Here is a 21,749-nt window from a genome sequence, read left to right as displayed (position 1 = left end):
GCCTTTAGGCCAAAGCCAGTCGCGCCAAGGGAGGGGGCTCCCGCCGCGCGGCTTGGCAAAGGTCGTTTGCACCGTCATCTACCGCTGCATTCCCCATCGCCGCACCGTCAGCCGCTCCAGGGTGTTGAACACCAACCCTTCCACCAGCAAGCCGATCAGGATCACCACGGCCAAGCCTGCGAACACCTTGTCGGTGTAAAGCTCGTTGCGGTTCTGGAAGATGTACCAGCCTAAGCCGCCCTTGCCGCTGCTGGCGCCGAACACCAGTTCCGCCGCGATCAAGGTACGCCAGGCAAACGCCCAGCCGATCTTCAGCCCCGACAGAATCGACGGCAACGCTGCCGGCACCAGAATGTGCAACACCAGGCGCAGTCCCTTGAGGCCGTAGTTGCGCCCGGCCATGCGCAAGGTGTCCGATACCCCGAGGAACCCTGCATAGGTATTGAGCGCCAGCGCCCAAAGGACCGAGTGCACCAACACGAAGATCAAGCTGTTGTCCCCCAGACCGAACCACAGCAAGGCCAAGGGCAGCAGGGCGATGGCCGGCAATGGGTTGAACATCGAGGTGAGGGTGCCGAGCAAGTCGCGTCCGAGCTGGGTCGATACCGCCAGGCTGGTCAGCCCGAACGCCAGGACGATGCCGAGCACGTAGCCCTTGAGCAACACCACCAGCGACACGCCGACCTTGGCTGGCAGTTCACCACTGAACATGCCGTCCCAGAGCGCTGTTGCAGTTTGCAAAAAGCTCGGCAACAACAGGTCATTGCCCTGGTAGCGGGCGATGGCTTCCCACAGGGCGGCGATGGCGATCAGGATCACCGCCTTGCGCAACCCGCCCAGTTGCCAAAGGCGCTGGGCCAGTGGCAGTCGACGTTCAAGAGGCACACTGAGCAGCGGCTCCAGCTGCACCTCGTATTCCTGGCGTACAGGTGTAGTGGTCATGGCTGAGCTCCTGTCAGTAGGCGATGCGAATATCGTTGAAGCCGAGGTCGGCCGCCTGCTCGGGTGCGTCCGCCTCGTCGAACAGCAGACGATGGATACGCCGGGCGCTGGCCTGGAAATCGGCAGCCCCCAGGCTGCCAAGGTCGTACTGATGGCTGTGCACTTGCGCCCTCACCCGCCCTGGGTGCGGCGACAACAGCAGAATGCGGTTACCCACCACCAACGCCTCTTCGATGGAGTGGGTGACGAACAACAGGGTGAAACGCACCTCTTCCCAAAGCAGCAGCAGTTCTTCCTGCATCTTGCGACGGGTCAGTGCATCGAGCGCGGCGAAAGGCTCGTCCATCAGCAGGATCTTGGGCTGGGTGGCCAGTGCCCGGGCAATGGCCACCCGCGCCTTCATGCCACCCGACAGGGTATGCGGGTAGGCATCGGCGAATGCCGCCAGGCCAACCTTGTTCAAATAGTGCAGGGCGCGCTCCTGGGCCTCGGCGCGCTTGAGCTGACCAGACACCAGCAGCGGGAACATCACATTCTGCTTCACCGTCTTCCACGGCGGCAGTTGGTCGAATTCCTGGAATACCACGATGCGGTCGGGGCCGGGGCCCTTGACCGGCTGGCCCTGCAACAGGATCTGCCCTTCCTGGGGCTCGATGAAGCCGGCCACGGCCTTGAGCAAGGTGGACTTGCCGCAACCAGACGGGCCGAGCAGAACGAATCGGTCGGCGTGATCGACTTCGAAGCTGACCTGGTGGGTAGCCCGCACCACGCGCTGCGCCGTGCGGTATTCGAGACTGAGATTATTCACCTGCAGCAAGGCGGGTGCGTCGACACGGCTCAGGTTGCTGGCCGTGTGGCCTGGCAATGGGGCGGTCATGATCGATCAGCTCCCCTGCAGCGGGCGTTCATCCTGGAAGAAGTAGTCCTTCCACGACTCCGGCTTGTTCTTGATGGCACCGACGCGGTAGAGGAAATCCGCCAGCTTGTAGGTGTTCTTCGGCGTAACGGTGAATTCGTATTGCGGGTTGTCGATGAGCTTGATCAGCGCGTCACGGTCGATCTTGGCCTTGGTCACGCGGATGTAGGTATCGGCCGCGGCGGCCTTGTTCTTCTGGGCGAAGTCCGCCGCCTCGGCCAGCGCGTCGACGAAGGCCTTGTAGGTTTTGGGGTTGTCCTTGCGGAATTTCTCGGTGGCGAACAGCAAGGTCGGCGAATTTGGCCCTAGCAAGTCGTAGCTGTTGAGCACTACATGCACGTTCTTGTTGGCCAACACCTGGTCCTGGAACGGCGGGTTGGAGAAGTGTCCATTGAGTTCCGTGCCACCCGCCAACAGGGCTGCGGTGGCATCCGGGTGCGGAACGGCCAGGGTGTACTTGTCCAGGCGGTTGTATTCCTTGTCACCCCACTGCTGCGCGGCAGCGTACTGCAGGAAGCGTGACTGCACCGAAACACCCACGGCCGGCACCGCGATGCGGTCCTTCTCGGAAAGGTCGGCGATGGTCTTCACATTAGGATTGCTGCTGACCAGGTAGTACGGGAAGTTGCCTAGCGAAGCCACGGCCTTGACGTTCTGCCGGCCCTTGGTGCGGTCCCAGACAGTGAGCAGCGGGCCGACACCGGCACCTGCGATGTCAACCGAGCCAGACAGCAACGCGTCGTTGATCGCGGCGCCACCGGAAAGCTGGGCCCAGTCGACTTCGATGTCGATGCCCTGCTCCTTGCCGTGCTTCTCGATCAGGTGCTGGTCGCGCACCACATTCAACAGCAGATAGACGATGCCGAACTGCTCGGCGATGCGGATCTTGCCTTCGGCCTGGGCTACCGCGGGTGCGGCGAGGCTGCCGATGACCAGGCTTGCGCCCAGGCCGATGCTCGCCGCCAGGCGGCTGATGGATTTGCGCATGATGTGGTTCCTCAGTCGTCAGAACGGGGCATCGCCCTGGATGGTGGTGCGGTACAGCTTGCGCCGCAGGTGTGCGGGGCAGCCGGTGGCTAGGTGGATCAGCGAGCGGTTGTCCCAGAACACCAAGTCATGGGGCTGCCACTGATGGCGGTAGATGTTTTGCTCAAGCACGCTCAAGGCGTAGAGCTGCTGCAGCACGTCACGGCTTTCGTCCTCTGGCAGGCCGACGATACGGGTGGTGAACCCCTCGCTGACGAACAGTGCCTTGCGCCCGTTTTCCGGGTGCGTACGCACCACCGGATGGATGACCTCCTGTACTTGAGCCAGTTGTTCGGCGGTCAGGGTCGGACGCCAGTTGCCTTCGAACTTGGTCTCGGCGTAGCGCGCGGTATAGGAGTGTGCAGCGCTGCGCCCCTCGACCACCTTGCGCAGGGCTTCGGGCACCGCGTCCCAGGCCTTGTGCATGTCAGCGAACAACGTGTCGCCCCCTTCGCTGGGCAGCTCCTGGGCATGGAGCATCGAGCCGAGGCTGGGGAGTTCCTTGTACGAGAGGTCCGAGTGCCAGAACTTGCCAGCATCACCCAGGCCTATGTTGCGACCTTCCTCGACGATGTTGGACACGATCAGGATTTCCGGGTGGCCCGCCAACAGGAACTGCTTGAGCACATGAATCTGCAGCTCGCCGAAGCGGCGGCTGAAGACGATTTGTTGTTCGGGGCTGATCCGTTGCTCCCGGAACACCAGCACATGGTGGTCAAGGTGGGCACGGTGAATGCGCTGGAAATCTTCGGCGTTGACTGGTTTGGCCAAGTCCAGGCCGATGATCTCGGCCCCCACGGCACCGGAGAATGGACGGATTTCGAAGAATTGCGGCTGGGCGCTGTCGATGGACGACAAGGCGTTCGAGGCGGCTGACATGTTTCACTCCCACGCAGTGCGCGACTTCAGGGCGCGCGACGATCAGAAACGCACGGGGTTTTCCCGTGTGGGTTCAAGTCGTGCGGCGCGCCGATTGGTCGGCGGGTACGCAGTGGGAGCGACTATAAGGGCATAAGAAAAATAATTTAAATATCTTTAACGAATAACCATATGAAGCCGTTCATGCATCGCCCCAAGCGCTGGATGCCCATCAGCGCCACTCGCTGTAGGGCTCCAGTGAGGTGACCGGTAACGCCAGGTTGCCTCGCCAAGGTTCGAACATGTAGCGCACATAGAGCATCGCATGGCTGGGTGCGTAGTCATCGCTGTGTTGCCAGTCGAACCCACCGCCCAATGCCCAGCGGTCGCTCAATCGCCGTTCGAACGCCCCATGCAAGCGGTAGCCCAGGCCATTGCTGTCGCTGGCTTCGGTCATGGCGTCGATGTTCGACGCGATGATGTCGTAACGCGCCAGCAACTTGCGGTTCAGGCTCTCGTTCGGATAGACACGACTGCTGTCGCTGTGGGCACGGGACCAACTGACCGACCCCTCCACCAGGAACGACCAATCGTAGTTGCGCCAGGCATAGCTGACCGGTACTCCGATCGACTCATAGCGCTGCGGGCTGTAGTAACCGCCCTGGCCCAGACTGTAGCCTCCCAGGTCCTTGTCATATCGCCAGTGCATCAGGGTCAGGCCGACCCGCACGCGCTCGTCCGCCTTTTCGACCGCACGGTAGTAATAGCCGGCCATCGCGCGGGTACGCTGGTTGTCGGCAACGTTCTCACCGTACAGCCAGTGGTGCCCGAGGCTTGCCCAGACGCCATGGTCCCCACCTTGGTCCCAGCTCAGGCCAAGGGTGGCACCGTTGGCCGTAACACCGCCCCAGCGGACGTTGGTAGCCGGGTCGCGAGCACCTGCGAAAGACAGCAACGAGTTGCTCATCGGCCGGCGCGAGGCAGCCAGCGACCAACCGACCTGTCCGAGGTCGCCGTTGACGATTGCGCCGCCCAGCCAGTTATTGACCTCGTACCCTTGGGTAGTGCCCAGGTCGAAGCCCCAGCGCTCGTTCTGCCAACCAAGCGCCAAAACACCTCCATTGGCCGTTTGCGAGCCCGGGCGGCAGGTCGGCAATAGCGCCCCGCTACGGGTGACGCCGACAAACTGGCAAGTACCGAAATCAGCGGTGTTGTTGCCATTCTCGTCCAGATCGAACGAACCAGCATCCATGCCGATGCGCTCCACGCGCGCAAACGCCCTACCGTCTTCCCAGGGCGTATCGACATGCAGCAGGGTCGATTGGGTGCTCAACCTGGAAATACCAGGAGTGCCGTCGTTCTTGCGCCAACCGTAGTCATGCATCAGGGTGACGTTGGTATTGCGCTGGCGGTACAGCTCATCCACATCGCTGCGCAGGCTGCGCACCAACCAGTCGTCCGCGTCCTTGGCGCGACTGGCCAAGGTCAGGGCGCGGTCGTCGCGTGGCGATACCGCCGAGCGGCTGAGCAACTGCGCGTCGGCCATCGCTGCGGCATACAAGTCCAGCGCCCGCTGAGGGTCCTTGGCCGCGACCAGGCGGGCAGCGTCTCGGCGCAGCAATGGGTCGGGCTGGGTCTGCCGCGCGGCAATCCGGTCCAATAGCCTGGCGGCCTTGTCCTTCTCACCCAATGCGACCCAGACGGTCGCCAGGCGCCGCTGGGAGTCGATCTCCTGATCGTTCAGTTGCAGCGGCTGTGCGGCCAATGCCTGTCGCACACGCGCCAGGTCACCTTCGGCAACCCAGCTCTCCATCACGCCAAGGCGCGCTTCGGCTCGCTGCGGCTGAACGTCCAGCACACGCTGGTAATAGCCACGGGCCTTGCCATGCTCGCCCCGCTCTGCCGCCCAGTCAGCCATCAGCAGGAGGTCGTCGGGGTCACCCTCGCCGTGGGCCAGACCCGCTTCCAGAACGGCGGTCGCCTCATCGGTACGGCCCTGCTCCTGCAAGCGCTGAGCTTGCGCCAAGGTCATGCGACGACGCACGCGCTTGTCCAGCGCATGCATATCGTCGGTCCAGGCGCTTTGCGGGACAGCCTGCAGGGTATTGCGAGCCAATGCATCACGGTCGCTGGACTCAAGGTACAAGCCATGGGCATAGCGGGTAGCCGGATCCGCTGGCTGGCGCTGCAGCAACCTTGCGAACGCGGCGTCCGCCTCGCCGTCACGCCCTTGCTGGCGCAGGCTGTTGGCCAGTTGATAAACCAGCCATGGCTCATCCGGTGCGAGCTCGACAGCCTGCCCCAGCACTTGGCTGGCAGTGATCCAGTCCTGTCGCTGTAGGGCCGCGTCGCCCTGCTCGCGCAGGCGGCCAAGGACAAGGCTGCGGCGCAGGCTGGCGAACTGGGCCTGTTGCGCTGCTGGCAAGCTGTCCAGATAGGCTTCGGCCTTGGCCGTGGATTGCGCCTGATAGATACGCATCAGGCCGCGCACCGCGCTTTCATTGTCCGGCACCATTCGCCGCACTTGCAGGTACTGCCGCTCGGCACCGGCCAGATCGCCTTCGGCAAATGCCACATCGGCCAGACCAAGCAAGGCGAACTCGTCTTCAGGACGTTGCTGACGCGCCTGTTGGTAAAGTGCACGAGCACCGCGCAGGTCTTGCTTCTCGAGCAAGCTGTCTGCCTTCTGCAGCTGGCCCCAGTACTGACTGGACGCTTCAAGGTCTTTCCACTTGCTCATCAGGCGAGTGTTCTGCTCGATGGACGCCGCCTGGCGGAATGACGTGTTCGCCTCCGCATAGCGACGCTGGCGCATCAATGCGACGCCCAGCGCCCCGTGCAGGCTTGCATCGTCCGCATAACGACGCAGCGCCAGGCGCAGTTGTGCCTCGGCTTGAACGTTCTGCTCCTGGTCGAGCAACGCTTTGCCCCGCTGGCCGGCCTGCCAGGCAGGGTCAGCCACGAGGGTGCGCTGCTGCTTGAGGTTTTCGCCGGCCAGTGGCAACAGCGGCGAAGCGGGATAGCGCTGGGCGAAAGCCTGCCAGCCCGCGACACTGTTGGCGCTCACAGGTTGTTCGGACAGATAGTCGAATTCGCGCTGCGCGGCAGCGTCGCGTGCCGCTGGGTCGCGGGACAGCTGTTCGAGCACCGCCAGCGCTTCGTGGTTGCGCCCTTCACTGAACAACCAGCTGGCCAGGGTTTGCCGTAGACCGGCGTTGCCCGGGTACTGTCGATCCAGCTGCTGCAACTGCTCGATCGCGTCCGGCCGCTGACCGGCGAGGTTTCCTCGCACGCGCCAATAATCCAGGGCCAACTCCAGACTAGGGGGCTCGCCCGCGAACAACTGGTCATAGGCAACCAGTGCCTCGTCATAGCGCCCTGTCACGGCCATGAGGCGGGCTTGCTGAAGGCGTTGCACCTGCTCCGGCTGCTGCAGTTGCAGCAAACGCCTGGCCTGGCGCTCCTGGGGGCTGCCGGGAGCGACTTGGCTTATGCTTTCGCGCAGTTGCTCTGCTTCCTGCGGCTTTTGCTCACGCAGCGCCAGGCTCAGCGCGGCGAGCAACGCGTCGGGGTTTCGTGGCTCCAACAACCGCAACCTGGCCAGGGCGTTATGAACCAGATCGTCACGGTGCAACGCCTCGCCGATTCGCACCTGCTCAAGCAGCCATTGGCGCTGCCCGTCGCTGTCCTTCGGTTGAGCGGCCACGGCACAGGACAACGCGCTCAGCGTCAGCACGCCGATCATTCGGAACATGGTGCACTCCAGGCAGGCAGCAAACGACCTTCTTTGTCGAAGCGATAGCGGGCTTCGTCCCAGCCTTGGCCGAACAAGGCGAGGACCTGGTTGTAATACGCTTGCGGCTCGGCCGGTGACTCATGCAGCCGTTTGCGCTGGGCTTCGAGGGCCACCTGGCCATCCGGAATGCTGGCCAGCAGTGGCAGCAAGGCCGCTGAAAAGCCAATCGGGCCATGGCCACTTTCCTGACCGCTGCGGGCATCGATGCTTTCCGGCGGAAGGCCGCTGCGCAGGGTCAACGCAGCCATCGGTGCGAAATGGCGCAGCATCTCGTCGCGCTGCGCCGCCCCCTCGGCCAGCATGCCGAGCCACAGGTAGACGCGAATGGCGTCATAGTCACCGCCACTTCCATGCTCAGGGTCGGGGCGGATAGCGGCCGCTGGAGTCCACAACAGCCAGTCCGGTGCGAACCCTTTGGGCGAAGCCTGCAACCAGACTCGGCGAACGTTACTGGCCATCTCGCCCCACAACGGGTCGACCAGGGCGAAGCGGTCGAACAGTTGCGGTGGCAGGTAGCTGGGGTTCAACCGCCAGCCCTTGTCGCTCTCGAAACCGTAGTCCGCGGGTAGCAACATGACGCCCAGGCCGGGAAGCTTGCGGACGCTCTGTGCCGCAATACGCCAGAGCATGCTCTGGCCCAATTGGCCATAGCCGGGTTCGCTCCAGAGCCTCCCTGCTTCGAGCAGGCTGTAGGCGATCCACAGGTCGGCATCGCTGGCATTGTTGCTGTCCAGCACCTGCCACTGGTTTTGCGGGCTACGCCCCCAAAGCCAGGCTGGCAGATGCCTTGCGAGGTTCCCTTCGGCAAGGTTGTTGCTGGTCCAGCGCAGCACGTTGGCGAAGGCTTGGCGATCATTGCCCACCAGGGCAAAGAACAACGCGTAGCTCTGCCCTTCGGACGTCGAGACCAAGCGTTTGTCACTGCGGTCGAGCACCCGGCCATCTTCGCTGACCAACTCGGTCTTGAAACGCTCCCAGGCCGGCCACGGACAAGCCGTCGAGGCCGCCGCGACAGTGGGCAAGCACATCACCAGCAATGCTCCCAGCAGCCGACGCATGTTCAGTCAGCCTCACCCAGGCGACGACGCCCGGCCCAACGCAGCGCACGCCACAGAAGGAAGGCGAACAACAGCACGCTGACGGTAGCGATCACTGCGATCAGCATCGGGTAGTCGGACAGGTGGAACCACAGCAACAGCCACCATGGCAGCTCACCGACGAAGTAATGCTCACCGACAAACTGGCTGCTGACGCCGCTGGTGCGCACCAACGCGACAGAACCGGCCACGGCTTCCAGCTTGCCGGAGTCCGCCAGCACGTCGCGCAACAAGGCGTAATCGGCGTCGGAACGGGCCAGCAGCGCCACGACACTGCGTTGCTCATGGAACGGCGACTTCAAACCGGTGATTGCAGCGAGGGGCGCCTGCGCGCTGACTTCGACGCGGCTATTGGGCACAACCGGCGCGTTATCGAAGCGCTGGCTGCCCGGTACATCCAGGGTACGCCCCTGCACCATCCAGTCTCGCTGGGCATTGAGCAACAGCCCGAGGTTGGGGACGTCGTGCAGGCTCTCGGGCAGTGTGCCGATGAGCAGCAGGTCGGCGTCGGCATCCGCGACGTTTCTCCAGTTGTCACTCAGGCGGACGTTCAGCGCGGGGTAACCGATCTGCCCAGCCAGGCTGCCGACGACGTCGAGCAAGGTACCGACCTGCATCGGTGTGGGCGTGCTCGGTACGACGATCACGGTTTCGGAAAGGTCGGCCATGCGGCTGTAAGGGAAACCGCTGCGGGCGAAGGCGCGCAGGTCTGGCATGGCCATGTAGTGGTGGTAACCGGACAGGTCGATGGTCGAGTTCTCATCGATCGCTGCTCGCACATCAACGGGCAGTGAGGTCTGGCAATGGTCACGCTGGGCGCTGCCCAGGGTGCTGGCGAAGCTGAAGTCGAAGCGCAAGCGGTTACGCGCACCAATTTTCAGGGCGGGCACCAACGATTGCTCGGTCAATGCAGTACTGTCAGTGGACAGCACGCTCAAGCGCATTTCTTCGAGCGTACTGCTGCGACGATCGTTACCCACCAACGGCATGCTGGTGATGTACTGGTCGTTGACGCTGATGCTCAGGCGCGACTCGTCGGTAACGGCCGGCGGTGTGTAGCGGTACAGGGTCTGCAACGGAATACCCTGGTTGCGCCAGACGAACAGGTCCGGTGGCAGGTTCACGTCAAGGGTAATCGGCCGTGGCTGTAAGCCGCTGACCTGCAACTGTTCCGGATAATCGAGCAGCTCGGAGAAACGCACCGGCCGGTCGGTGCGCGTCCAGTTCGGCGCGTCGTATGGCTTGCGCGGCTCAAGGGCGGCCATCTGCTCGACCTTGACCCGAGACCCGCGGAACAATTCGGTGCCCACCGCCAGCGCCGAGGCGGCCTTGACCAAGTCGTCGTCGTTGCGCCCAAGCACTAGCAGCAGTTTGCTCCAGCGATCGGTCGGATGGTCGATCAGTTGCACCACTGGACCATCTACCGGCGGAAATTTCTCCAGGTCGGCGAGGAACGCCGGGCGCCGTTCGTTACTGGCGAACACGATGGCCGGCTTGGGCTTGTCGCCGCTGGCAGGCAGGCTGTCGAACGATACCGGGAAGGTCGCCTTGCGCCAGCCGGCCTTGCTGCCGAAGTATGACGACAGGATCGCTGCCGCTCGCTGCTCACCCAGCGTCGGCGAATCGGCGAACACCACCGGAAGCTCGACCTTGCTAGTGTCGCGCGCGTCGAAGAACGGCAGCGGGAAGTAAGCGAGGTCGTTTTCCACAGCCAGCGCCTGCTCGCGCAGCTGCACCTGGCTCTTGCGGTTGAGGTTCAACCACAGGCCGCTGTGTGCCGGGTCTTCACAGATGTCGGTGTAATGCCCGACGAACTCCAGGCGAACGCGGTTGAAGTCGGTCACCAGCTTCGGGTCCAGAGGCAGTTGACGCCGCACACGCTGGCCGAGCTGATCCTTCTCTACCGGAACCACGCCCATCAACTCGTCGTTGAGGTAGACGCGCAGGTGGGAAAGGTTCGGCAACAGCGCTGGCGAAGGGGTGTAGTCCAGTTGCAGGACCGCCTCGGTGGCCAGGCGATCCCGACGCACACCGAACTCGATGTTTTCGCTGTTGCGCACACCCAGCAACAGGCTGTCGGAGGCTTGGCCGAGTTGCTCGAACGTCTTGATCACCGGCCAGTTGGGGACCGTTGGCTCGGCCGGCATAACGAGAGGGGCTACGGAGGCGACAGCTGCGTTCTGGAACAGGGAGGCGAGCAGCGCCAGCGCCAGGCCCCAAGTGCGCGCGGGGTAACGAGTCATCATGCGTCTCGGTCAACAAGATTCGTGGATGGAAGGGGTTGTGGTGTGCGTGGCATGTAGCTGGCCAGCCAACGCGCCAGTTCACGCACTGGTTGCAGACGCTCGCTGAGCCAGCCCGGGGCGTGTTCGACCAGCCGTAGGTAGCCTATGCCACCCAGCTTGAGCACCTCGCCGAGGCTGCGCAGCGGGCGATCGACTTCATGCTTGTCCTGCCAGCCCAGCCAGGCGTCGGCACGGGCAAAGGTGCAGTGCACCAGGTCGATACGTTGTTGCAGGCTCAGGCCGTCGAAGGTCAGGCCCAGGTGACGGCCGACGATTCGGGTGACCCGGGCATTGAACGCAAACTCGCGCTGGCCCCGGGTCAACAGCAAGCGTACACGCGCTCCTGGGGCTGGCGTCACACCGTCGCCCAGTTGCAGGCCGATGCCGCCATCGGAGTAGTCGACCAATGTGCAGGGGAAGCCGTGGCCACTTTCGAGCAGCAGCGCAGCCGGCAAGTGCATCTGTACACGGTGGGCCCGACGTACCTGACGCACTTCGGCAGCCACCGCGCAGGCGGCGCCGAGGATCAGCAGGTTGTAGATCACCCACAGCGAACTGACGATCACGGTGCCGATTTCCGCAGCAGGGCCTGTGATCAAGCGCCAGACGGCGAACCCGAGACCAACGACATTGAGCGCCGCCAGGACCAAGTACGGTTGGGCAATGCGCCAGTCGAACTGCTCCTGCTCCATCAACCCGCCCTTGGCCGTGACATTGAACTTGCCCTTCTTCGGCGCAAACAATGCAACGGTGGTGGGGCGTGCGATGTACCAGGCCAGCACCGTCTCGTAGACCTCGCCCCAGAAGGTCTGACGATATTTACCCTGCATGCGCGAGTTGGTGAGGCTGGCATGAATCATGTGCGGCAGCACGTAGAGCAGGATCATCACGGCAGGCGCATAGATGATGTAGGCATGCAGCAGCAGAAACGCCAAGGGCGCCGTGAGGAAGATCAACCGAGGCAGGCCCGCAAGGAAGTGCAGCATGGCGTTGGCGTAGCACACCCTCTGGAACAGGCTCAAGCCACGGCCGAACAATGGGTTGTCGGTACGGAATATCTGCACCATGCCACGCGCCCAGCGAATGCGCTGGCCGATGTGCGCCGACAGGCTTTCGGTGGCAAGCCCGGCGGCCTGGGGAATGCTCAGGTAGGCCGAGGTCCAGCCCTGGCGGTGCATGCGCAAGGCCGTATGGGCATCTTCGGTGACCGTTTCGACGGCGAAACCACCAATGCTTTCCAGCGCGGTGCGGCGCAGGACGGCACAGGAGCCGCAGAAGAAGGCGGCGTTCCACATGTCGTTGCCGTCCTGGATCAGCCCATAGAACAACTCGCCTTCGTTTGGCCGCCGGCGGAAAGAGCCCAGGTTGCGCTCGAATGGATCGGGCGAGAAGAAGTGATGCGGTGTCTGTACCAGCGCCAGCTTGGGATCCTTGAGGAACCAGCCAACGGTCATCTGCAGGAAGGAGCGCACCGGCACATGGTCGCAGTCGAAAATGGCAATCAGCTCGCTCTCGGTCACACCAAGGGCATGGTTGAGGTTGCCAGCTTTCGCGTGCTTGTTGTCGGGGCGCACGATGTAGCCCACACCCACTTCGTCGGCGAAGGCACGGAACGCGTCGCGCCGGCCATCGTCGAGGATATAGATGCGCAGGCGATCACGTGGCCAGTCCAGGCCGAGTGCGGCGAGCACGGTGGTGCGTACCACCGACAGATCCTCGTTGTAAGTGGGGATCATCAGGTCGACGGTGGGCCAGTGTCCGGGGTTCTGCGGAAGGCTTGCGGGTTTGCGCTGCAGCGGCCAGCACGTCTGGATATAACCCAGGATCAAGACGAACCACGAGTAGGTCTCCGCTGCCAGCAGAATCACACCGCAGACCAGGTCGAGCGTGTCGTTCCAGTTCAGTGTCGAGGTGTAACGCCACCACAGGTAGCGGCACGAGATGATCGTCGACAACACGATGAGCATTAGCGTCGGGAATCGGCCTGGCATGTAGCGCACCAGCATGGCGATGCCCCACAGCAGGAAAATGAACACCAACTGCGCCATATACCCGAAGGGCTCCGTCACGCACAGCAGGGCCAGCGCCACGGCGCACAGGGTAAGAACGGTATAGAACAGGCGCCTGCCGAAAACGCTCAAGCGGCGCAAGCGCTGGGCCGCATCGTGCTGCAAGGCACTGTCTCGAAAGCGCGCGGGGACCTGCATCATGGTTTCGGCCAATCGGGCGCGGTAACGGCGTATACCCTGCCACACGCTACGCAGGCGACTCGCCACGGCGGTCAAACCACGCGCCAATCGGCCTGGATTGCGAGGTGAGGGTACGCGTCTGAGCAGTAACCACAGGCACTGGATCAACAGGCGCAGCGGGTCGCCCAACGTGGGCCGTTTGCCGACGAACTGCGGAAACAGTCGCTGACGCTCAGCCAGCAACGCTTGCCAGGCAGGCGACTCAAGGCGCAGGAACAGATATGCCAGCCATACGCCCAGGGTGAACAGCAGTGCGACGGGGCGATGAGCGCCCCGAGCGGTGAAGTAGTCGTAGGCCGAAAGAGGCGTCAGATTCACGCTTGCCGCCTCGCCAGGCAACGCACCGCCAGGCTCTGCACATCACGGGATGCCAGGCTCTGCGGTGCATAGTGGCCCACCGGCGCCTTGCAGGCGAAGGCTTCGACGAAAGCTTCGTCCCGGTGCACCAACTGCATCGGCAAACGGTTGCGGAACAGGTCACGCCAAACCATCAATACATCGCTCTGCAGGCTGCTCGCGGGGTCGAAGCGATTGACCATGAGCAGGTCGTAGCGCTCGACCTGCTGGCGACCGAGCAGGACGTGGCTTGCCATCTCGGCCTCGGCCACCAAGATTCGCATGTCCGTCTCGAAACCACGGGTGGTCTCGGCACTGACAGGATGGGGAAGGTCGAACAACAGCCAGTCGAAATGCTTGCTCAGCACGGCCTGTCGCAGACGCCAACGCTCAGCCGTGTCGTAACCCTCGAGGCCCCTGAGCTGGCTGTGGCCAACGTCGCCAAAGGGGATCAGGCACAGTCTATCGAGCACTTCGTACAGAGGCTCTTCGACGGGCCGCCCTTGCAGTTCGGCAAGTGCCCAACCGTCTTGCTGGTCCAGTGGCAGGTTGAAATGCAGGCCCAGCAGATTATCCGGGCTCAGATCGACCAACAGCACGCGCTCGCCCAATTCGCGCAGGGCATAACCCAGCGCTGCAAGCACAGCACTGCGGCCGAGGCCACCACGCAAACCGTGCATCGCCAGGCTGATCATGGCACGACTGCCTCAGGCTGCACTGTACGATCGCGATCATGCCGGGCCTGCTCCTGGCGAGCCCGGCAGCTTTCACCCAGCAATGGCCAGCGCTGCAATGCCTGCTGCACACCCACCATCATGGAGATGTCCTGGTAACTCAGGGTAGACATGTCCAGAAACTGACGAAGCTGAGCGATGTCGTCACTGCGATCGGATGGGTCAGCTTTACCAGCCATCACGGGCTCTCCTTGGGAATGGGCTGCCAATCCGGCTGGCCTTGCAAGCGCATGTAGGTATGGCCCTGGAAGTTCAGGACCTGGGCACCGGAGGTTTCCGAAACAAGCTCGGTGGTCGGCAGGTCTGTCAGCAAGCTTGGCAAGTCCAGGGTTTGGCCAGCCCCGAGGCCTGCGTACACGCGCGACACCAGCTCGGACAAGGCCAGGAAGCTGGTCGGCGAACTGACCTTGAGCGGCTCGCTACGAGCAGGCTGGCCCATGCCGATGAACTTGAGGCCGACCGGTACGTGGGTGATCGATGGCGTTGGAATCTCACGCATACCGGACAACTGCATGCGGTCGCCGTGCAAGGCGGCGCCGTGTTCCGGGACGATGGCCACCACCACCCGACGGCCGCTGCCTTCGAGCTCATCGAAGAACTTGCCAAGGTCCGAGAACAGGCGATTGGCCCGCGTGGCATAGTCAGCCGGGCGTGTACCGCCGTCGGCCGTCACCATGCGGTTGCCGTCATGCAGGCTGATGGTGTTGTAGAACAGCGAGACATGCTGCTCTCCCGAGGCCTTGCGCTTGCCCCACCATCCGCTCAGGACATCCAGGTCGCCAGCGATCGGCGAGCCGTCGAAGCTGACCAGCGCCCTTGGAAAATCGCCGGTGCTGAAACCAGGTTGGGGCATGTGCTGGCTAGTGATGTCGCCAATGAAATTGTCGAAACGGCCGCTGTGGTTGAGCAAGGTCTGGCTCTGGAAGCCCAGCCTGGAGAGGTTCTGGAACAACAGACACTGGTCGGGAGCCGGCTGGTACAGGCCGGCATGGGACGACTGCCCGCAACTGGCCCTGAGCACACGAATGGCGGCGGGGCCGCTGTAGGAAGTGGCCGAGTTGAATTGATCGAAGATCACGTCCATCCGGGAGAACAACGGGTTGTCATGCAGGCCGACGGCCGAGAGGTCGTCCCACGCCAACGAGCAGACGTTGATCACCAGTAAGTCGAACGGCTGCTCATCCTCTTTCACAGCGGGGAATGAGGTCACCCGCTGGCGCTCGCTGGCAAAGAAGCGGTCGAGCCAGGCATTGAGGGTCGCATTGTCAGCCACCGCCGCCGTGGGCGCACTGGCAGCCGCCGTGGTGGTTCGCGCAAGGGTCGGTGAGCTGCTCACGACGTTCAGCGATGGCAGGCCGCCGACGGCCAGCCACGCGAGCCCGACCAGGCTCAGGGTGCTCAGGCGCAACCAGTGGCGCAGGAACAGGTAGCCCACCAACAGCAATACCAGTGCACCGATCAGGTTCCAATTGATGAACCTTGCCATCAGCTCCAGCAGGTAGCTCCAGGAAAAGTCGAGTACCCCCGGTTGCTCCAGCAGACGGCGGAACGGCGGCAGCCAAGTGTCGTGATAAAACAACGCTGCACCCAGCGGGATCGCGACGACCTGCCGACCGATTCGCAGCCACTTTCCCGGCAACGGTACCAACAGCAGTGCCGCGAACAGCAGGTTCGGCAATGCCTGGAAGTCGAGCATGCCAAGCGCGACCAACAGGAACTTGGCCAGGAAATACAGGTTCCAGGCACCCAGGCCGCGCCAGCCTGCGGGTACCGATGCGGTGAGTGTCGAACTAGTCATGTTCAGGATCCTGGCGCACGACTCGGCGGCGCACACCGACCGGTCGCAAGTGGCGGGGGCGCAAATGACGGCGCAGCCAGCCCAGCGCCAGGGTGCGAACACGCATCACGAACAGAACCAGCAGCAGGGTCATCAGTGCGCTGAGGCCAATGACCTGCAGCAATTGCGCAAAATTCATACTGCCCCCCACTGACGCAGGGCGATCTGACGAGGCGCCAGGGCCGCCCTTTTCTGCGCCGATGGCAAGGCGACCGATTCGGCCAGCGGAGGCTTCGGCATGGTTTCGTCGAGAAATGCCGGGGTGGCCAGGTTGTCCAGACCCACCAACACATCCTGACTGATGAAGAGCTCTTTCCACGACAGCTGGAAGATATGATCCAGCGCCTGTTCAACACCTTCCGAGCGGCATGCGAACAGGAACAGGAACAGCACATCGCCCACGACACAGGCTATGTCGCCATCGCGGCGGAACACCGTGCGCGAACACGCCTGCAAGGGACTCAAGCCGGGCGCTGGGCGCAGCACCAACAACTGGTGGACGATTTCACCATTGCTCACGCCATGCCACATCTGTTGCACCGCCTCGGCGAAGGTACGGGGCGCAACCAAACCACACACGGGGAGCGGGCGGAGGCGCGCAAGCAAGGCATCGAAATCGGTTGGCAAGCTGCGGCGCCAGACATAGCCCTGGATGCTGTCGACCATGGTGAGGAAGCGCGAAAGGCTGGCACCGAACGGCACGATCTGCGTGGCGCCACAGGCCAGCAGCAACTGTTCGTCCTGATAGCGCAGTGTGGGGGCCATCTCGCGCACGACCAGTTTCAGGGCATTACCACGCAACTGGCGCAGGGTATGCAGCTGACGGGCCAGGACATCGAGACGCTGCCCAGCGTCCATGGCGAAGATCACGGTGGCCGAGATGGCGCGACTGGCTTTGGCGCCAAGCTCGCTGATACTGTCGAACACTTCCCAATGCTCAGAGAACGCGGGCGCACCTTCCAGCACCTCGCGCTGGGCCAGGCAGAGTATTTCATCGCCGCCGGTATCAGGCAGCGATTGCAGGGTACCGGCAACCGCGAAGCCCCCTTCCTGGCGCGCCAGCTCGACGTCCTGCGTACCCGTCACGCCGAGCATGTTGCTCCAGAAATGCTGCAGGTACCGCACGCCGCCTTTGCCACGGTAAACCTGTGCCAGCCCGTCGATAGCCTGGTTGAACGCGCGAAGCCGTTCCACCAGCCAGACGCTTTGCCCCGTGCTGACGACCAGCAGCAATGCGCCATCCTTGAGGGCAGCCTGGCGTAGCGCATGGCACCAGCGCTCGACCTTGCTACCCTCCCACACGTCGGTGGGTACCAGGGCCAGGATAACGCGTCCGGGGATATCGATACGGGGCAGGTCATCGAGCAGGCGCAAGGTAGCCTGGCCTTCGGCCTCGTACAGTGCCAGCTCCGCTGGACCGCGAGCCGCATCCAGCCCATCCAGTACCTCACGCACACCACGCCCGTCACCGATCAGAGCCGCCCGACCCTGATCGGACATGCCCTCGATGACTTGCCGGCATAGTGTGGTGGCGTCTTCTGCGGTGTCACAGGCCAACCAATACAGGCCTTGCTCATGAAACTGACTATGCTCGGCACCTAATCCGGGAATAGCCAACAACGGAATGCTTTTCGTCAAAACTCTGACTCTGAATTCTAGATGAAGCTATTTCGAGGGTTAGAGCCGCACACGAGCAACTGCGGCTTAATGACGAAAAGGAGGCGTCAAAAAAACGACATATGCGAAGGCAGGCTTGGTTTAGGACGTCAATTCTACAGCACTTCGGAAAAGTAGTGTCAACATGATATGTAACGACGCGGGCGCACACGTTTGCCGAACGATTTGTGTGACCAAGGTCAAATTTCGCCGGTAACCCCAGATCTCGCCAGCCGCCCGCAAACGCATTCCGCCGACGCTTGCAAAGCGCCTAACGCTCCCGCAGCGCCTCGGTCTGCGCCTTGATGATCGGCTTGAGCAGGTAACTCATGATGGTTTTCTTGCCGGTCTTGATATCGACCGTGGCTACCATGCCAGGGATGATCAACAGCGGATTATCGTCGCTGCCGAGGTGACTGCGCTCGGTGCGCAGACGAATGGGATAGTAAGTGGTCTTCTTGTCCTCATCGAGGATGGTATCGGCGCCTATTTGTTCGAGCTTGGCTTCCAGGCCGCCATAGATGGTGAAGTCATAGGCCGTGAACTTGACCATGGCTTCCTGGCCCGGGTGCAGGAAGGCGATGTCCTTGGGCAAAATCTTGGCCTCGATGACCAGGGAGTCGTCCAGCGGCACCACTTCCATGATGTCGCTGCCCGGCTGGATCACGCCGCCGATCGTATTGACCAGCAACTGCTTGACGATGCCACGCACCGGCGAGGTGACCACGGTGCGGTTGACTCGATCGTCGAGCGCCTTGGTGGTAGCGGTGGCTTTGTTCAGTTCGGTCCGGGCTTCATTGAGTTGGGTCAGGGCATCACTGCGGAACTTGCCGCGCGTTTCCTCGATCTTGCTCTGGATCTCCTTCACCGCCGCCTCGGCGCGGGGAATGGCAAGGGCCGTAGCATCGACCTCGCCGCGGGTTTCTACCTCCGAACGACGCAGGCGCAGGATCTCGACCTGGGAGATCGCGCCTTTGGCCACCAGTGGCTCGGACATGCTGATTTCCTGACGCAGCAGCTGCAGGCTTCTGGCGTACTGGTCGTGCTTGGACTGGAACTCGCGCAGCTCTTGCTGGCGCTGCACCAACTGTTGCTGCAAGCCCCCCACCTCATCGCTTAGCTGCTGACGTCGGCTCTGGTACAGCGACTCTTCGCTCGCGGCCTGGCTGGGCGCTGCGTCGCGCAGTTTCTGGTCGATGTTCAGAGGCGTGCCTTCAACCTCGGCGCTCAGGCGTTCGACACGCAGGGCCATGGCCACGCGATCGGCCTCGGTTTCGCCCTTGTTCGACGCGAAGCGGGTTTCGTCCAGGCGTAACAGTGGCTCGCCCACTTCGACGATCTCCCCTTCCTTGGCGAAGATTTCGGCGACGATACCTCCTTCGAGGTTCTGGATTTTCTGCACCCTGGACGACGGAATCGCCTTGCCCTCGCCCCGCGTCACTTCGTCGATGGGCGCGAAGCTGGCCCAGACGATGAGGAAAATGAAGAAGGTGATCACCCCCCAGATGGTCATGCGCACCACCCGCGGGGCATCTTCGATCAGCGCCTTGTTGACCTCGGGCAGCGGCTGCCCACGGAGCGAATCCGAGCCTTTGAAGTAACGCCGCAGGTGGTCCTTGAGGTGACCGATATCGAGCTTAAGCGACACTGATCTGCCCCTTCTTCAGCGCATCCATGACGGCGGTTTTCGGACCGTCTGCAACCACTTGGCCACGGTCGATGACCACCAGCCGGTCGACCAGCGACAGCAGCGAAGCGCGGTGGGTCACCAGCACCACAGTCTTGGTTTCGATGACCGCCTGCAGGCGCTGCTTGAGGCGCTCTTCGCCGGTGTTGTCCATGGATGCGGTCGGTTCGTCGAGCAACAGGATCTGCGGGTTGAGCAGCAGTGCCCGGCCCAGGGCGACGTTCTGGCGCTGGCCGCCGGAAAGGTTCTGCCCGCGCTCGCCAACCTGCAGCTCGTAGCCATCGGGGTGCAGGCGGGCGAACTCATGCACGCCGGACAGCTCGGCGGCCTGCAGGATCATCTCGTCTTCGATGTAGCGGGCACCACTGACCAGGTTATCGCGAAGGGTGCCGGCCAGCAGTTGGATATCCTGGGGCACGTAGCCGATGTTGTGGCGCAGTTCGCTGACGTCGATCTGGCGAATGTCCACCCCGTCGACCAACAGCGAACCGTTGGAAGCTTCGTACAGGCCGACGATGAGTTTGGCCAGCGAGCTCTTGCCCGAGCCGCTGCGTCCGATGATGCCCACCTTCTCCCCTGGGCGAATGGTAAGGCTGACGTTCTTCAGTGCCTGGTTCTGCTGGTTGGGGTAGGTGAAATCAACACCACGGAACTCGATGGCGCCTTGCAGCACCTGGCGCCTGAGCGGACGCTCTTCGAAATTGCGCTCCTGAGGCAGCTCCATCATCTGGTCGGTGGCAGCCATGGTCACCTTCGCCTGCTGGTAGCGCGCCAGCAGCCCGTTAAGCTGGCCCAGCGGTCCGAGCGCACGGCCGCTGAGCATATAGCAGGCTACCAGGCCACCCATGCTGAGGCTGCCGTCGATGATGAGGTAGACGCCGACGCAGATCATCGCGACCCCGGCCAGTTGCTGGATCAACAGGGTGATGTTCATGGCCAGACCCGACAGCACCTTGACCCGTAGCTCCAGGCGGCTGAGGGTGCCGAGGGTCTGCTCCCACATGTACTGACGTTCGCTTTCGGCGTTGTTGACCTTGACCGCGTCAAGGCCCGCCAAGGTCTCGATCAGGCTCGACTGACGCTCGGAGGCCAGTGCCATGGTCTTTTCCATGGTTGCCATCAAGGGCTTCTGCAAGGCGTAGCCGATACCCAGGGCCAACGGGAAGGCCAGGACGGGAATCCATACCAGGTGCCCCCCGATGATCGCGATCACCATGAGGATGATCAGGGTGAACGGCAGGTCGATCAGGCTGGTGAGCGTCAACGAGGCCAGGAAGTCGCGCAGCCCTTGGAATTCGTGGATGTTCTGCGCGTAACTGCCGACCCGCGCCGGGCGATACTTCATCGCCATGCCGACGATGCGCTCGAACAGCGTCGCCGAAATGATCAGGTCGGTCTTCTTGCCAGCCAGGTCCAGGCACAGGCTGCGCAATCCCTTGAGGATAAGGTCGAAGACATAGGCCCCGGTGATGCCCACCGCCAATACCCAGAGGGTGGAGGTGGCCTGGTTGGGTACGACTCGGTCGTACACGTTCATCACGAACAGTGGTGCGGCCAAAGCGATCAGGTTAATGACCAGGCTGGCGGCGATGGCGTCGATGTAAAGCCATTTGCTGCGCAGCAGCGTATCGCGGAACCAGGAGCGGGCTCGTGGGATGAGGTTGCCGTGGTTGACATCGAACTTGTGCTGCGGCTGGGCGAAGAACACACGGCCACTGTAATCACTAAGCAATGCTTCGCGGCTGACCAGGACCTCGCCACCGTCGCTCTCGCTGAGCAGCAGGCGTGCCGTGTCGGCGTTTTCCCAGCCCAGCAGAACAGCGGCGCGGCCCTCCTTGAGCAACAATATGGCGGGCATGGCGATACTGGGAATCTGCTCCAACCTGCGCTGCAGCAAGCGCCCCTGCAACCCGGCGCGGGCTGCGGCACGGGGTAGCAACTCGGGGGACAGGCGCTGGGCAGGCAGTGGCAATCCGGTGGTCAGCATCACCCGACTGGCGGGCTTTTGATGCAACACACACAAGGTCAGCAGACAGTCCAGCAGGGGATCGTCGTGCTGACTACGCGGATCGTGACTGAGTTGGACTCGACCGACTTCGGATTCCACGTGGCGCTCTCTTCCTTGGTGGTTGAGGGTAACAATCCGTCAACCATGGCCCGATGTTCTTTCAGGTGACGCCTTGGCAACCCAAAGGTTCATGCGTGCATTGAGTATTTCGTACAGGCGCATGTTGCCAGGCAACACTACTTCAAAGACTAACGCCTGGCGCCATGGGCGCAAGCCAAAAGTTACATATAAATCGCCCACACAGCGCTATGACAAAAGGTAT

15 protein-coding genes are annotated in these 21,749 nt (G+C 62.8%); all 15 read right to left on the bottom strand.

The features are described 5' to 3' along the window. Window positions 1-78: 78 nt before the first annotated feature. Window positions 79-942: an ABC transporter permease gene (locus IF103_RS00850; protein ID WP_104882310.1), complete on the bottom strand. Its 864-nt coding sequence runs from the start codon at window positions 940-942 to the stop codon at window positions 79-81. A gap of 13 nt (window positions 943-955) precedes the next feature. Further along, on the bottom strand, window positions 956-1,819 hold the full coding sequence (locus tag IF103_RS00845; RefSeq protein ID WP_104883075.1) for an ABC transporter ATP-binding protein: 864 nt from the start codon (window positions 1,817-1,819) through the stop codon (window positions 956-958). 6 nt (window positions 1,820-1,825) lie between these two features. Continuing rightward, window positions 1,826-2,845, bottom strand: a complete 1,020-nt coding sequence (locus IF103_RS00840) for an ABC transporter substrate-binding protein (protein ID WP_023378087.1) — start codon at window positions 2,843-2,845, stop codon at window positions 1,826-1,828. An 18-nt stretch (window positions 2,846-2,863) separates the two neighbouring features. Continuing rightward, a complete protein-coding gene (locus IF103_RS00835; RefSeq protein ID WP_023378086.1) occupies window positions 2,864-3,763 on the bottom strand; it encodes a TauD/TfdA dioxygenase family protein in 900 nt (299 codons plus the stop codon). A 211-nt stretch (window positions 3,764-3,974) separates the two neighbouring features. Continuing rightward, window positions 3,975-7,496: a cellulose synthase complex outer membrane protein BcsC gene (gene bcsC, locus IF103_RS00830; RefSeq protein WP_186617678.1), complete on the bottom strand. Its 3,522-nt coding sequence runs from the start codon at window positions 7,494-7,496 to the stop codon at window positions 3,975-3,977. Beyond that, window positions 7,484-8,596, bottom strand: coding sequence for a cellulose synthase complex periplasmic endoglucanase BcsZ (bcsZ, locus tag IF103_RS00825; protein WP_023378084.1), 1,113 nt, complete (start codon window positions 8,594-8,596; stop codon window positions 7,484-7,486). Before bcsZ ends, bcsC begins: the two co-directional genes overlap by 13 nt. Before the next feature lie 2 nt (window positions 8,597-8,598). Next, entirely contained in the window at window positions 8,599-10,881 is a 2,283-nt protein-coding gene (gene bcsB, locus IF103_RS00820; protein ID WP_081669736.1) for a cellulose biosynthesis cyclic di-GMP-binding regulatory protein BcsB, read from the bottom strand. Further along, on the bottom strand, window positions 10,878-13,487 hold the full coding sequence (bcsA, locus tag IF103_RS00815; RefSeq protein WP_023378082.1) for a UDP-forming cellulose synthase catalytic subunit: 2,610 nt from the start codon (window positions 13,485-13,487) through the stop codon (window positions 10,878-10,880). Before bcsA ends, bcsB begins: the two co-directional genes overlap by 4 nt. Then, the gene (bcsQ, locus tag IF103_RS00810; RefSeq protein ID WP_027907874.1) at window positions 13,484-14,200 is read right to left on the bottom strand and encodes a cellulose biosynthesis protein BcsQ; all 717 of its coding nucleotides are present in this window, start codon (window positions 14,198-14,200) and stop codon (window positions 13,484-13,486) included. The genes bcsA and bcsQ overlap by 4 nt, the downstream gene beginning before the upstream one ends. Then, window positions 14,197-14,421 (bottom strand): cellulose biosynthesis protein BcsR, encoded by a 225-nt coding sequence (gene bcsR / locus IF103_RS00805; RefSeq protein WP_027907873.1) that lies wholly within the window; start codon window positions 14,419-14,421, stop codon window positions 14,197-14,199. Before bcsR ends, bcsQ begins: the two co-directional genes overlap by 4 nt. After that, the gene (bcsG, locus tag IF103_RS00800) at window positions 14,418-16,037 is read right to left on the bottom strand and encodes a cellulose biosynthesis protein BcsG (RefSeq protein WP_023378079.1); all 1,620 of its coding nucleotides are present in this window, start codon (window positions 16,035-16,037) and stop codon (window positions 14,418-14,420) included. The genes bcsR and bcsG overlap by 4 nt, the downstream gene beginning before the upstream one ends. Further along, window positions 16,030-16,215: a cellulose biosynthesis protein BcsF gene (gene bcsF / locus IF103_RS00795; RefSeq protein WP_023378078.1), complete on the bottom strand. Its 186-nt coding sequence runs from the start codon at window positions 16,213-16,215 to the stop codon at window positions 16,030-16,032. Before bcsF ends, bcsG begins: the two co-directional genes overlap by 8 nt. Then, window positions 16,212-17,702: a BcsE family c-di-GMP-binding protein gene (locus IF103_RS00790; RefSeq protein WP_202676150.1), complete on the bottom strand. Its 1,491-nt coding sequence runs from the start codon at window positions 17,700-17,702 to the stop codon at window positions 16,212-16,214. The genes bcsF and IF103_RS00790 overlap by 4 nt, the downstream gene beginning before the upstream one ends. Before the next feature lie 301 nt (window positions 17,703-18,003). Further along, window positions 18,004-19,380 (bottom strand): HlyD family type I secretion periplasmic adaptor subunit, encoded by a 1,377-nt coding sequence (locus IF103_RS00785; RefSeq protein ID WP_104882317.1) that lies wholly within the window; start codon window positions 19,378-19,380, stop codon window positions 18,004-18,006. After that, window positions 19,370-21,526 carry a type I secretion system permease/ATPase gene (locus IF103_RS00780; protein ID WP_023378075.1) on the bottom strand — a complete coding sequence of 719 codons (2,157 nt, stop codon included), beginning with the start codon at window positions 21,524-21,526 and terminating at the stop codon, window positions 19,370-19,372. The genes IF103_RS00785 and IF103_RS00780 overlap by 11 nt, the downstream gene beginning before the upstream one ends. Window positions 21,527-21,749: the final 223 nt, after the last annotated feature.

The organism is Pseudomonas sp. SK2, from assembly GCF_016772395.1.
In the GTDB taxonomy this organism is placed as follows: domain Bacteria; phylum Pseudomonadota; class Gammaproteobacteria; order Pseudomonadales; family Pseudomonadaceae; genus Aquipseudomonas; species Aquipseudomonas taiwanensis.
This window is presented reverse-complemented; position numbering and strand designations above follow the sequence as displayed.

Coding starts and splice junctions, on each gene's coding strand:
- bcsG (WP_023378079.1), bottom strand. CDS start 16,037: ATGACTAGTTCGACACTCACCGCATCGGTACCCGCAGGCTGGCGCGGC.
- bcsF (WP_023378078.1), bottom strand. CDS start 16,215: ATGAATTTTGCGCAATTGCTGCAGGTCATTGGCCTCAGCGCACTGATG.
- bcsZ (WP_023378084.1), bottom strand. CDS start 8,596: ATGCGTCGGCTGCTGGGAGCATTGCTGGTGATGTGCTTGCCCACTGTC.
- IF103_RS00835 (WP_023378086.1), bottom strand. CDS start 3,763: ATGTCAGCCGCCTCGAACGCCTTGTCGTCCATCGACAGCGCCCAGCCG.
- IF103_RS00845 (WP_104883075.1), bottom strand. CDS start 1,819: ATGACCGCCCCATTGCCAGGCCACACGGCCAGCAACCTGAGCCGTGTC.
- IF103_RS00850 (WP_104882310.1), bottom strand. CDS start 942: ATGACCACTACACCTGTACGCCAGGAATACGAGGTGCAGCTGGAGCCG.
- bcsC (WP_186617678.1), bottom strand. CDS start 7,496: ATGTTCCGAATGATCGGCGTGCTGACGCTGAGCGCGTTGTCCTGTGCC.
- IF103_RS00840 (WP_023378087.1), bottom strand. CDS start 2,845: ATGCGCAAATCCATCAGCCGCCTGGCGGCGAGCATCGGCCTGGGCGCA.
- bcsQ (WP_027907874.1), bottom strand. CDS start 14,200: ATGATCAGCCTGGCGATGCACGGTTTGCGTGGTGGCCTCGGCCGCAGT.
- bcsB (WP_081669736.1), bottom strand. CDS start 10,881: ATGATGACTCGTTACCCCGCGCGCACTTGGGGCCTGGCGCTGGCGCTG.